The organism is Clostridium sp. 'White wine YQ' (assembly GCF_028728205.1).
GTDB lineage: Bacteria > Bacillota > Clostridia > Clostridiales > Clostridiaceae > Clostridium_T.
This window is the reverse complement of record NZ_JAQYUU010000012.1, coordinates 1-12,311: the sequence shown is the minus strand read 5'-3', so window position 1 is coordinate 12,311 and position 12,311 is coordinate 1. Positions and strand designations below refer to the sequence as shown.

The 12,311-nt window shown below is 31.7% G+C and carries 11 protein-coding genes, 1 tRNA gene, 1 rRNA gene and 1 other annotated feature; all 13 genes read right to left on the bottom strand.

The window, feature by feature from the left end:
• Positions 1-446: 446 nt before the first annotated feature.
• The 13 genes from PTZ02_RS18835 to rrf all read right to left on the bottom strand — a co-directional run bounded on the left by PTZ02_RS18835 (position 447) and on the right by rrf (position 12,054).
• A complete protein-coding gene (locus PTZ02_RS18835) occupies positions 447-587 on the bottom strand; it encodes a hypothetical protein (protein ID WP_202765860.1) in 141 nt (46 codons plus the stop codon).
• An 89-nt stretch (positions 588-676) separates the two neighbouring features.
• Positions 677-1,318 (bottom strand): histidine phosphatase family protein, encoded by a 642-nt coding sequence (locus PTZ02_RS18830; RefSeq protein ID WP_274229282.1) that lies wholly within the window; start codon positions 1,316-1,318, stop codon positions 677-679.
• 434 nt (positions 1,319-1,752) lie between these two features.
• The gene (locus PTZ02_RS18825) at positions 1,753-2,700 is read right to left on the bottom strand and encodes an ROK family protein (protein WP_274229281.1); all 948 of its coding nucleotides are present in this window, start codon (positions 2,698-2,700) and stop codon (positions 1,753-1,755) included.
• Between the two features lie 206 nt (positions 2,701-2,906).
• The gene (locus PTZ02_RS18820) at positions 2,907-3,143 is read right to left on the bottom strand and encodes a hypothetical protein (RefSeq protein WP_274229280.1); all 237 of its coding nucleotides are present in this window, start codon (positions 3,141-3,143) and stop codon (positions 2,907-2,909) included.
• 202 nt (positions 3,144-3,345) lie between these two features.
• The gene (gene fusA / locus PTZ02_RS18815) at positions 3,346-5,436 is read right to left on the bottom strand and encodes an elongation factor G (RefSeq protein ID WP_274229279.1); all 2,091 of its coding nucleotides are present in this window, start codon (positions 5,434-5,436) and stop codon (positions 3,346-3,348) included.
• 320 nt (positions 5,437-5,756) lie between these two features.
• Positions 5,757-7,040, bottom strand: coding sequence for an aspartate--tRNA(Asn) ligase (aspS, locus tag PTZ02_RS18810; RefSeq protein ID WP_274229278.1), 1,284 nt, complete (start codon positions 7,038-7,040; stop codon positions 5,757-5,759).
• Positions 7,041-7,315: 275 nt separating this feature from the next.
• Positions 7,316-7,532 (bottom strand) — a binding site (T-box leader).
• A gap of 162 nt (positions 7,533-7,694) precedes the next feature.
• Positions 7,695-7,853: a zinc-ribbon domain-containing protein gene (locus PTZ02_RS18805; protein ID WP_202765795.1), complete on the bottom strand. Its 159-nt coding sequence runs from the start codon at positions 7,851-7,853 to the stop codon at positions 7,695-7,697.
• 175 nt (positions 7,854-8,028) lie between these two features.
• Positions 8,029-9,420 (bottom strand): PTS fructose transporter subunit IIC, encoded by a 1,392-nt coding sequence (locus PTZ02_RS18800; protein WP_274229277.1) that lies wholly within the window; start codon positions 9,418-9,420, stop codon positions 8,029-8,031.
• Between the two features lie 52 nt (positions 9,421-9,472).
• Positions 9,473-9,913 (bottom strand): PTS sugar transporter subunit IIA, encoded by a 441-nt coding sequence (locus PTZ02_RS18795; RefSeq protein ID WP_274229276.1) that lies wholly within the window; start codon positions 9,911-9,913, stop codon positions 9,473-9,475.
• A complete protein-coding gene (pfkB, locus tag PTZ02_RS18790; protein ID WP_274229275.1) occupies positions 9,903-10,850 on the bottom strand; it encodes a 1-phosphofructokinase in 948 nt (315 codons plus the stop codon). Before pfkB ends, PTZ02_RS18795 begins: the two co-directional genes overlap by 11 nt.
• A gap of 18 nt (positions 10,851-10,868) precedes the next feature.
• Positions 10,869-11,630: a DeoR/GlpR family DNA-binding transcription regulator gene (locus PTZ02_RS18785; protein ID WP_274229274.1), complete on the bottom strand. Its 762-nt coding sequence runs from the start codon at positions 11,628-11,630 to the stop codon at positions 10,869-10,871.
• Between the two features lie 227 nt (positions 11,631-11,857).
• Positions 11,858-11,932, bottom strand: a tRNA-Asn gene (locus tag PTZ02_RS18780).
• A gap of 5 nt (positions 11,933-11,937) precedes the next feature.
• Positions 11,938-12,054: ribosomal RNA gene (gene rrf, locus PTZ02_RS18775) — 5S ribosomal RNA — on the bottom strand.
• Positions 12,055-12,311: the final 257 nt, after the last annotated feature.

Sequence of the window (12,311 nt, the reverse complement as noted above, 5' to 3'; positions counted from 1 at the left end):
TCTTAGAAATAGATTAATTAACTATAATAATAACACTAAATTTTGGTATTTTCTATATGGACTTCATTTCTAAAAATTCAAACTCATAAAGATTAAAAAAATCGTCAAGGCGATTATGAGCCGTCGATTTTTTACTCGCATCTGCCTTTCCAAACGAATGTGAGGAAAATCTTGCAGGCGACTAATTCTATTTTTTACTCTTTAGAGTAGTCTAGTAACTCCTTAGATTACAATTCAAACTTATAATATTATCTAAATTCTTAAAATATTATAAACTCCTAAAGAGTAAAAAAATCTGTACCAAAGCAAAATATTGCCTTGGACAGATTCTTTATTTAAAAAACTCCTTTACCTCAAAACCTGAACATCTAAAAAATAAGTATTCATAAAATTTAGCTTTAAGGTGGGGTAAAAGCTAGATGTGGTTATGTATGAAGCAAAAGAATTTATTGCCCTGATCTCTCTATTGACTGTTTCTTTGCAGTTCTATTTTTATTTTTTTCTTCCTCTGAAGTAATCCTATGATCCCAGTTTGATTTTAATTCCCTAGAAAGCTTATTATCTACTTGACTATCCTTTGTCATCATTAATTCACTCCCGTCCATTAATTCTTGTCCTTACATTATTTAATCTATGCAGAAACATAATTTTTATGTATGGAAATTTATTTTAATGATTACCATCCTTTTCTTTCATAATCCTCTTCATAATGTGTCGTATCATTTCTTAATTCTATTGAATATTTTCCCTCTTCCATGACTATTTTAGTTAAGGATGTTTGTCCCATTATTGGCCCCTTAATTGCCTCTTCTGGTGATATTCCTTCAAAAAATCCCAAAACCAATTTTAATGTCATTCCATGAGTTAAAATTAATATATCCTTGCCATCACTCTTACTAATTATTTCTTTTATTGTTTCAATCGTTCTTTTACTGAATTCAACAATTGATTCGCCACCAAAAGGCTTATATTTAAGTGGCTCATTATAAAGATTATATAATTCCTCAGAATATTCATCTGACTTCTCTATATCTTCCCATATTAATCCTTCCCATTCTCCAAATCCCATTTCTCTTAATCCATCCTTAGGAATAATAGGAATATTCTTGTCGCCTCTTATTATTTCTGATGTCTTCATTGCTCTTTTGGATGAACTTGAGTATATAACATCTATATTTACATCTTTAATTCTTTTATTTAAGTTTTTTGCATTTTTTATACCATTCTCAGTGAGCTTAGAATCGCCCCATCCTTGTAGCCTTTTTTCTAAGTTCCAAATTGTCTCTCCATGCCTTGTTAGATATATTGTGCTTTTCATTTTTCCTCCTAGTAATGCATTATATTCACTAAACAATATTATAAAATATGAATAATAAAAAATCATTATTCTTTAGATTATTTTAAAATAAAAAAAATCGTCAAGGCGATTGTGAGCCGTCGATTTTTTTCTCGCATCTGCCTTTCCAAACGAATGTGAGGAAAATTTGGCAGGCGACTAATTCTTTTTTTTACTCTTTAGGGGAGTATATAGGGTTTTTTATAGGAAACCTAATTTATTCTTGTTTGAAAATGTGGTTTTCTAGACATTTTCGGGCATGAATAAATTATTAGTTGAACTTAAAACCCTAAAGTAAATCCTTAGATTATAACTCAAACTTATAATTTTATCCTGAACCTAAAATATTATAAATACCTAAAGAGTAAAAAAAGGCTACTCATTTAATTATGAGATAGCCTATATTATACTCTATTTTATTCGCTTTCCATTATTGCTAAAGCTAAAGCACCTATTACCCCTGCTTCTGTTCCTAAACCTGCTGGTTCAATCTTACAGTTATCTGACATAACCTTAAAGCATCTTTCATTAACTACTTCTTGAACCTTTTTAAATACAATGTCTCCACCTTTTGAAACTCCGCCACCTATAATAACTTTTTCTGGATCGAAACTCGCTATTATATTTGCTACACCTATACCTAAATAAGTTAAAGCTTCATCTAAAATCTTTTGAGACACTGCATCCCCTTTTTCAGCTTCTTTAAATACTTCATACGAAGTAACTTTTTCATAATTTCTTAATGAAGTTTCTACTTTAGAGTTTACTGCTTCATTTGCTCTTCTACCAATTGCAGTTCCAGAAGATACTGCTTCTAAACAACCTACATTTCCACAACCACATCTTGGGCCACCTGGGAAAACTGTAGTATGTCCAACTTCTAAAGCATTGCAAGTGCTTCCTCTAAATATCTTACCATTTAGTATAGCTCCTCCACCTACTCCAGTACTTACAGTAATGTATACCATGTTTTCTGTACCTTTTCCTGCACCAAACATAAACTCTCCAATTGCTGCAACATTTGCATCATTATCAAGATATACTGGTATAGAGAAATATTCTACTATAGGCTTAACTAAATCAAAATCCTTAAAAGGAAGATTTGGTGTTGTAATTATTATTCCCTTCTTAGAATCTAATGGTCCTGGAGATCCTATACCTATAGCTTTTACCTCATTTGTTTTAACCTTAGCTTCAGTTATTACAGTATCAATAGACTTAATTATTCTGTCTAATACTGCCTTTTCTCCTTCTTCAGCTAATGTTGGAATTGTAGACTGAGCTATAATTCTACCCTTTAAATCAGAAATAGCACAACTGATCTTTGTTCCTCCTAGGTCTACACCTACAATATAATCCTTCATTTTTTACCTCCTCATCAATGATAGCTTGTCCCATTAACAATTTATAGATAACCAATACATAAACTTGATTTATACTTGTTGATTCTTTGATGCTTAAGCCAAGAATCGGCTAGTATAAATCAATATTTGAAGTCGGTTATCTTCTGCTAGTTAATATTAGCTAAACGATATCATCCTTATTATACCATAGAACTTAATTATTTTGTTTATTTCTTTTTAAGTGCATTTATATAATAATTTCCTAATGCATCTTGCCCTTGTTCGTTTATCATAAAATTGCTTCCTTCAAGCATTGAACAAATTATATCTATGTTTTCTTTGTTTGCAGCATTTAATGTTATAGTAAAATTATCTTTGGAATCAACGACTCCTATGTAGTCATATATGTTACTATAGTCACTCAATCCTATGCTTCCCCTTATTTCCATCTTGTAATCTGACATATAAATCCTCCTATTAAGGTTTCTTTTATATATAATTAAGTAATTTTAATATTATTACTTTTAATTTCTAAAAAAATTTTTGCAATTATAATCTTCCCTATAGTGCTTGTCTTTATACTCAAATGTACTTATTTAAAACTTGCAAATATTTAATTATAAAAAGAGATACTGAATTTTCAGTATCTCTTAAATAAACATATTTTTATGCATGAACCAATTCATTTTTTAAGTTTTTAGTTTCTTCTATAATAGAATCTACCTCATTTGGAGGAACTTCCTCATATCTCTCAAACTTCATAGAGAAGTTTCCTCTAGCACTAGTAATACTTCTTAAGTCAGTAGCATACTTAAACATTTCTGCTAATGGTACTTCTGCTATAAGTTTTTGAATATTACCATCTGGTTCCATTCCTAAAACTCTACCTCTTCTTTTATTTAAATCTCCAATAACATCTCCCATACTCTCTTCCGGTACAAGAACTTCTACATGCATTATTGGTTCTAATAGTATTGCCTTAGCTTGTTCTAAGCCCTTTTTAAATGCTAAAGATGCTGCTACTTTAAATGCCATTTCTGATGAATCAACTGAATGATAGGAACCATCATGAAGTGTAGCTCTTAGTCCTATTACTGGATATCCTGCTAGAACTCCATGTTGAATACATTCTTTTAATCCTTTTTCTACTGCTGGGATAAAGTTTCTAGGTACTACACCACCTACAACCTTATCTATAAATTCTAGTTCAGTTTCACCATCAGTTCTAGGTTCAAATTTAATCCATACATCTCCATATTGACCATGCCCACCAGATTGCTTTTTATGCTTTCCTTGAACATCAGCTATCCCTTTTATGGCTTCTCTATATGGGATCTTTGGTGGTTGAAGTAATACATCTACCCCAAATTTATTTTTAATTTTAGATGCAATTACATCTAAATGTGTTTCTCCCATACCAGAAATAATTGTTTCTGCATTTTCTGTATCTCTGTTTATATTAAATGTAGGGTCTTCCTCTAATAACCTAGTTAATGCTACTGATATCTTTTCTTCATCACCTTTACTCTTAGGCATAACTGACATTGTCATTATAGGTTCAGGGAAATTCATATTATCATACCTTATCTTAAATGACTCCTCACATAAGGTATCACCAGTGCCAGTATACTGTAATTTTGCTACTGCTCCGATATCCCCTGCTATTATCTCCTTAACTGGAGTTTGTTGCTTTCCTCTCATAAAATATAAATTACTTAATTTTTCTGTTTTATCTTTTGATGAATTATATATATTTAAATCTCCTCTAGCTTTTCCAGTTATAACTCTAAACAATGATAACTTTCCAACGAATGGATCTGCTATACTTTTGAATACAAATGCTGAAAATGGTTTATCCTCATTATACTCTTCAAAAACTTCTTCTCCAGTATCTAGCTTAACAGCCTTTTGTGGTACAGCATATTTAGGTGATGGGAAACAATCACATATATCATCTAATAATACTTCCATTCCTATATTTTTTAATGCACTACCACACATTACAGGTGCTATGTCCCCTGATGTGCATCCAATGATTAATCCTGCATATATCTCCTCATCTGTTAATTCACCTTCTGCAAAGTATTTATTTAGTAATTCCTCGTCTGTTTCCGCTACTGATTCCATAACCATACTTCTGCATTCTTCTATTCTTTCTTCTAATTCTGCTGGAACACCTGCTTCTTGTACTTTACCTTTATCATAAATATATGCTTTTCTTGAAATAACGTTTACTACACCCTTAAAATCCGCTTCTTTTCCAATTGGATATTGTATTGGAACTACCGGCATACCGAAGGACTCTTTTAAGGAAGCAAGCACTTTATCATAATCTGCATTTTCCCTATCTAATTTGTTAATAAAGAAACTTCTAGGCAACTTAATTTTATTACAATAGTCCCATGCTTTTTCTGTACCTACCTTAACCCCAGATACCCCTGATACTACTATTAAAGCTACATCTGAGGCTCTCATTCCTTCTATTTGCTCACCTAAAAAATCGAAGTAACCTGGGGTATCTAAAAAATTAATTTTCTTTTCTTTATATTCTAATGGTAGTATGGATGTTGACAAGGAAATTTTTCTTTTCTTTTCCTCGGGATCATAATCACTAATAGTAGTTCCTTCTTCTATTTTCCCTAGCCTATCAGTTAACTTTGTAGTAAATAATAACGCCTCAACTAATGATGTTTTTCCTGAGGAACCATGACCGACAATTCCTACATTTCTTAAATTAGCTAATTTGTATTCTTTCATACTCTTTATCAAGGTACTTATTGTCCCTTGATTTCACCCACCTTTCCTATAGTTTAGGTATATATATAATGCTGATAATTCAGCTTTATCTATCTATATAAAAAATATTAAAAATCTATATATTTTATTCCTAACCTTATTAAAGTAAGCTATTATATAATATATATTCTACTATTTAACTGTATTTCCTTTATCTTTTCTTAATATTCTGAATATTCTTTTTTATTATGGTTAGTTTTATCCTATACTACATATTTTTTCCTAAATTATTAAATAAATTCTACCTTTGTTAAATTATTTTTATAAGTGATATATATTTTTTATGGCACTAATCTATGTCTATCTCTTGGAAATAAAGATGTTTTTCTTACGTTTTCAATACCTAGTAATAATGCCATAAACCTCTCAAGTCCTATTGCAAAACCTCCATGTGGTGGCATACCATATTTAAAGGTTTCTATATAACTATTAAAGTCATCTGGATTTAATCCCTTGTCCTTAAAATTCTGAACAAGCATATTATACTCATGAATTCTCTGGGCACCAGAAGTTAATTCAACTCCTCTAAATATAAGGTCAAATGCTTTTGTTCCATTTTCTCCTTTTGGCATTGTATACATCGGCCTACACTCTCTACCATAATTAGTAATAAACACAAAATCAGAATTAAATTTTTCTTTAATATATTTACTTATTAGTCTTTCTCCTTCTGGATCAAGATCATTTTCATTTATAATTTTTCCGTAGTTATCTTTAATGATTTCTTTTACTTCTCGTAATTCAAATCTAGGAATCTCTTCAATTATAGGAATTTCTATTTTTAATGCTTCTATATACTTTTCTCCTTTTTCACTTAGTTCTTTCATTATAAATTTTAATAATTCTTGCTCTAAATCCATTATTGTCGACTCATCTTCTATAAAGGCCATCTCGACATCCATACTTGTAAATTGATTCAAATGTCTACTTGTATCATGTTCTTCTGCTCTAAAAAAGTTTCCTATTTCAAATACCTTTTCATATCCTGCACCAATCATCATTTGTTTATAAAATTGAGGACTCTGCGAAAGGTACGCTTTTTCTCCAAAATAATCTACTTTGAATAACGCAGTCCCACCTTCTGCCCCCTCAGCCACTATTTTAGGAGTGAATATCTCGGTAAATCCTTCACTAGATAAGAAACTTCTAAATGCTTGAACTAAGATATGCTGAACCCTAAAAATTGAGTTCTCATTTTCATTTCTTAAACTAAGAACCCTGTTATTCAAAAGTGTATCTAATGATACTTGAAGCTCATTCTTATTGATTTCAATAGGTAGCTCTCCTATCACCCCATTTAATACAGATATACTTTCTACAGAAATTTCATAAGAATTTAATGAATTTTTTCCTTCTTTAACTATCCCTATGACCTCAACAACTGCTTCATTTGAAACTCCATCTAGTGATATTTCTTTTCCTGCTACACATTGTACTAGCCCACTTTCATCTCTTAATACTATAAATGTTATATTTTTTAGCGTTCTAATTCTATGAATCCACCCTTTTAGCATTATCCTTTCTTCAATCTTTTCATTTAAACCTTTTGCCATTTCTCTTTTCATAATTTTTCTCCTTTCTAGACTAAAAAATCGGCAGGCGACTATTTTTTTCTTTTACTCTTTAGAGATGCTTAATTAATTCTTAAATTACAATTGAAACCCATTGAATTACCATATTATTTCTAATTTTCCAACTCCTAAAGAGTAAAAAAATCTTCGCCCCATTTAGGAGCGAAGATTTAAATTCACGGTACCATCCTAATTAACCCTATTAAATAAATCAATAAGTTATAATGCCACTCATGGTTTTTGATAAATAAAAAAACCTCTCTCCCTTTGCAAGGAGTGAGGTTATACCCACGGTGCCATCCTTATTAATCTCATTAAATAAGATTATCTCTAAAGCCATATAACGGTGGCTCCCGATTTATCCTACTAAAATTCAAATAAACTTCTCTGAGATGTCTTTCATTGATATAATCTTATGAAGCTCCCACCATTCTTCACTCGCTAAGAAAATTAATTATCAACTACTTTTCTCTTCATAGAATTTTATATTTTTTAAAATTATATCTCTACTTTATATCAATGTCAATATATCCTTAGATTATAATTAAAACTTATAATTTTATCCACAACCTTAAAATATTATAAATTCCTAAAGAGTAAAAAAAAAACAAAGCTATGAAAGTTTCCTTTCATAGCCTAACATTCAGATTAGTATCTTCTGTTATTTTGTTGTTTCTTTGCTCTTCTGCAATCTACGCATCTTGTTGGTTCGTTATCGAATCCTTTTTCTTTGTAGAACGCTTGTTCTCCTTCTGTGAATACGAATTCTTTACCACAATCTCTGCATACTAAAGTTTTATCTGCCATTTCAATTCCTCCATTTTAAAGATCTTCACTGGATTAACAAATTCTCTAAACTGGAGAAAATCATTATCTCATTCAATCTTTATCTTATTTTATTTGTACTATTGTACTTTTTTATAATAGCATACTAACATCAAATGTGCAACTCTTATTTTAACTATATCTTACTTTTATTTTGCTATGCCACTGGCTTTTTAATTATTGAAAGAATAATTGCAGTTACTACTGTTCCAGCAACAAGTGCCACAACATATGGTAATAGGTTAGAAACTACATTAGGAATAGCTAACACCCAAATACCACCATGTGGAACTGCTAATCCACAACCAAATGCCATTGATAATCCGCCTGCTACTGCTCCTCCTGCCATTACTGAAGGTATAACTCTTAACGGATCAGCTGCTGCAAAAGGTATTGCTCCTTCAGATATGAATGATAATCCTAATGCCCAAGCTGCTTTTCCTGATTCTCTTTCAGCATCTGTAAACTTCTTCTTTGCAATTACAGTTGCTAATGCTATTCCAAGTGGAGGAACCATTCCTGCTACCATAGTTGCTGCCATTATAGTTGAAAGTTTTCCAGCTACAAGAGTTGCTGTAGCAAATGTATATGCTGCTTTGTTTACTGGTCCACCTAAATCAAATGCCATCATTAATCCTAATATAATTCCTAGTAAAGCTGCATTTGTACCCTTTAATCCGTTTAACCACCATGCAAGCGAGTCATTTACATATGCTACTGGCCCACCAACTATAAATAACATAATAAGTCCTACTATAAGAGTTGATAACAATGGTAAAACAAGTATTGGTATTAGTCCTTCCATTGATTTAGGAAGCTTAATATATTTCTTTAAGAATAAAACTACGTAACCAGCAATAAATCCTGCTATAATAGCTCCTAAGAAGCTTGATACTTTTGTATTTAAGAATTCATACCCAGCAACATTCTGTGCTAAGAATCCTCCTACCATACCTGGAACCAATCCTGGTCTATCAGCTATAGAATATGCTATATATCCAGCTAAGGCCGGAATCATTAGTGCGAAAGACGCTTTGCCTGTCCAAAATATTGCGCCTCCAATGCTATTTGGAGAATCATAAACATAAATTCCTCCAAAAGCGAAACCTAATGCTATAAGAAGACCACCTGCCACAACAAATGGAAGCATAAATGATACACCTGTCATTAAATGTTTATATACACCAGTTCTTGATTCCTTCTCTTCAGCTTTTATTTTATTAACTTTACTAGATAAATTTTCGCTAACCTTTGTATTTAGTGCTCTTTTAATTAAAGCTTTTGAATCTTTTATGGCATCCTTTACAGGAACCTCAATTAATGGGAGACCTACAAATCTACTTTTATCAACATTTGTATCTGCTGCAATAATTACAGCTCTTGCTTCTCTTAAGTCATCATTAGTAATTACATTTTCAGCCCCTACTGACCCTTGAGTTTCAACCTTTATCTCATATCCTAACTCTTTTGCTGCCATTTGAAGTGCTTCAGCTGCCATATAAGTATGGGCTATCCCAGTTGGACATGAAGTGATTGCTACTAGTTTCATTATGATTCCTCCTTTTTTAATTTAATAGTTTACATATAAGTTCGTTATATAGTTAGAAGACCTCTAGAAAATCTTCAAAGCTACCACAATTCATTAGTTGTTCTCTAACTTCTGAATGCATTAATTTTCTTGATATTTCACTTAATACTTTCAAATGAACATTATTAGCTTCTTCTGGTACTGCTATTAAGAAAAATAAATGTGCTGGTTTTCCATCCATTGAATCATACTCAACCCCATCTACACTCTTCCCGAATACAATTGAAGCCTCTATAACAGAATTACTCTTTCCATGAGGGATTGCTATTCCCATTCCAATTCCTGTTGAGTATTCTTCCTCTCTATCTAATACTGCTTTCTTAAATATTGCAGCATCTTTAATCTTATTATCTTTTATTAACAACTCAATAAGCTCATCCAATGCTTGAGTTTTTGTCTTTGATTTCATGTCAAAATTTACTCTTTCCTTTGAAAACATATCTCTAATTTCCATAATCTATGCGCCTCACATTTCTTTCAGATATTTCTAACAAGTTTTTTACTTCATCTAATGTACAAGCTTCTGTCCCTTCTAATTGTACTGTCGAAGCTCCGCAAGCTTGTGCAAAAGTCAAGGTATCTTTATTACTTAATTTATTTAGAAGTGAATACACCATCGCTGCTACCATAGAATCACCAGCTCCTACAGTACTATTAACTTCTACCTTCAAGCCTTTTGCTAAATAAATTTCATCATCTGTAACATATATGGCCCCTTTAGAACCTAATGAAACTAAAACCTTTGATACTCCATCATTTAGAATTTCAACTGCTTTTTCAATTATTTTATTTTCACCTTCTAGTCTTTCATTAAACAGTAATGATAATTCATGGTTATTGGGCTTTATTGCATAAGGTTTTTCCATTATTGCTTTCTTAAATAGCTCCCCTTCAGCATCTAATATTGTATAAGCCCCTCTTTCCTTAGCTATCTTTATTAGCGTTGCATATATGTCATCTGAAATACCCTTAGGTATCCCACCTGATATGACTATAATATTTTCTTTTTTGCAATTTTCCTTATATATCTCTATAAATCTTTGTAACTCGTTTTCCTTTATTACTGGACCCGCCTCATTAATATCAGTATTAGTAGAATTTTTATTGTCTACTACTTTTATATTAGTTCTTGTCTGAGCCCCTATTTCAACAAATTGATGCTCTATACCTCTATTATCTAGCTCTTCTAGAAAAACACTTTTAACCATACCACCTAAAAAACCAATGGCCTTTGATTGAATTCCTAGGTTTTTTAGTACCTTCGATACATTAATTCCTTTTCCTCCAATATCAAATCTCTCTTTAGACGCTCTATTTACACTACCTAAAGTAAAATCCTCAATAATCAGTGTTCTATCTAGGGCTGGATTTAAGGTTACGGTAATTACCATAATATCATCCCCTTCGTTCTAAGTAGTTATAACTTCAACACCTACTTCGTTATATTCTTGCACTTCTTGTTCAGTTATTTCATCACTAGTTATAATCATACTTACTGCTTTTACTGGACAAATTACTGAAAATGATACATTTCTAAACTTGCTTCCATCAGCTACTACTATAACTTCTCTTGCATTATTCATCATAACTTTTTTTGTTTGAGCTTCTGTTACATTTGGAGTTGTAACACCATCATCTATGGATATACCATTGGCTCCTATAAATGCTTTATCAACCCTAAAATTTTTCAACATTCTTTCAGTTATAGTTCCAACCATTGCTCTTGTACTAACTCTAATGGATCCTCCCGTAACTATGACTTCTATTTGATCATTTGATGATAATTCACCAGCTATATCTATTGAATTAGTTACTATTGTTACATCTTTGGCTGTTATTCTTTTTGCTATTTCAAGTGTAGTTGTTCCAGAGTCTAATATTACTGTATCTCCATCTTTTATCATTTTACTTGCACATTCTGCAATCTTTATTTTCTTATCTTTTCTTTCATCTTTTTTATCTAAAAATGATGGTTCATAGTTGGTTCTATTATCTACTCCTACAGCTCCTCCATGAGTTCTCATCAAAAGACTTTTCTCTTCCATCTCTTGGAGATCTCTCCTAATGGTAGATTCTGAAACCTCTAATGCCTCTGCAATTTCTATAACTTTAATGCTACTTTTCTCTTTTAACATATTTGATATTATTTGTTGTCTTTCTTGCGCAAACATGATCACTCAAACTCCTTTATTGGATTTATTTGATTAATTATGATTGTTTTTGATTGCTTAATTGTATTTTAAATGATTACATTTCAATTGTCAATAATATTTCGCTCAAAAATAATAAATTTTAATCACAAGCGGTCAAAAACTTTCAAAAACACTCACCCTTAACCATAAGTTTTATTGAAAAACAAAAAAACTCAGCTTCTGCTGAGTTACTTGTCATAATAAAATGGCTCCGCGAAGAGGGCTCGAACCTCCAACCTATCGGTTAACAGCCGAGTGCTCCACCATTGAGCTATCGCGGAACAACAATTGGCGATTCCCTACTCTCCCACACAGTCTCCCGTGCAGTACCATCGGCATCTCAAAGCTTAACCGTCCTGTTCGAAATGGGAAGGGGTGTTACCTTTGTATCATCATCACCAATTTTACTTCTAAATTTTCTATCTCCTTCGCATTACGTTGTCGTCTGCGTCGCTGTGGTGCTCACATAGCTTAAAGTATGTTCCGCTCCGCGCTCCTTGACTCCTAGTACTGCTCGAATCTATCAAATTTAATGTGAATTTACTCTTATGTAAATAAATTCTTTTGTGAAAAAACATTATTTTATTAATATTGTTCTTTCAAAATTGCACATAATATCCAGTTGTTTATTTGGTCAAGCCCTCGATCTATTAGTATGAG

Excerpts from the sequence above, each read along its gene's own strand:
- PTZ02_RS18825 (WP_274229281.1), bottom strand. The coding sequence starts at position 2,700 with ATGAAGGATTATATTGTAGGTGTAGACCTAGGAGGAACAAAGATCAGT.
- PTZ02_RS18805 (WP_202765795.1), bottom strand. The coding sequence starts at position 7,853 with ATGGCAGATAAAACTTTAGTATGCAGAGATTGTGGTAAAGAATTCGTA.
- PTZ02_RS18785 (WP_274229274.1), bottom strand. The coding sequence starts at position 11,630 with ATGTTTGCGCAAGAAAGACAACAAATAATATCAAATATGTTAAAAGAG.
- PTZ02_RS18830 (WP_274229282.1), bottom strand. The coding sequence starts at position 1,318 with ATGAAAAGCACAATATATCTAACAAGGCATGGAGAGACAATTTGGAAC.
- pfkB (WP_274229275.1), bottom strand. The coding sequence starts at position 10,850 with ATGGTAATTACCGTAACCTTAAATCCAGCCCTAGATAGAACACTGATT.
- PTZ02_RS18820 (WP_274229280.1), bottom strand. The coding sequence starts at position 3,143 with ATGTCAGATTACAAGATGGAAATAAGGGGAAGCATAGGATTGAGTGAC.
- PTZ02_RS18835 (WP_202765860.1), bottom strand. The coding sequence starts at position 587 with ATGATGACAAAGGATAGTCAAGTAGATAATAAGCTTTCTAGGGAATTA.
- PTZ02_RS18800 (WP_274229277.1), bottom strand. The coding sequence starts at position 9,420 with ATGAAACTAGTAGCAATCACTTCATGTCCAACTGGGATAGCCCATACT.
- PTZ02_RS18795 (WP_274229276.1), bottom strand. The coding sequence starts at position 9,913 with ATGGAAATTAGAGATATGTTTTCAAAGGAAAGAGTAAATTTTGACATG.
- fusA (WP_274229279.1), bottom strand. The coding sequence starts at position 5,436 with ATGAAAGAATACAAATTAGCTAATTTAAGAAATGTAGGAATTGTCGGT.
- aspS (WP_274229278.1), bottom strand. The coding sequence starts at position 7,040 with ATGAAAAGAGAAATGGCAAAAGGTTTAAATGAAAAGATTGAAGAAAGG.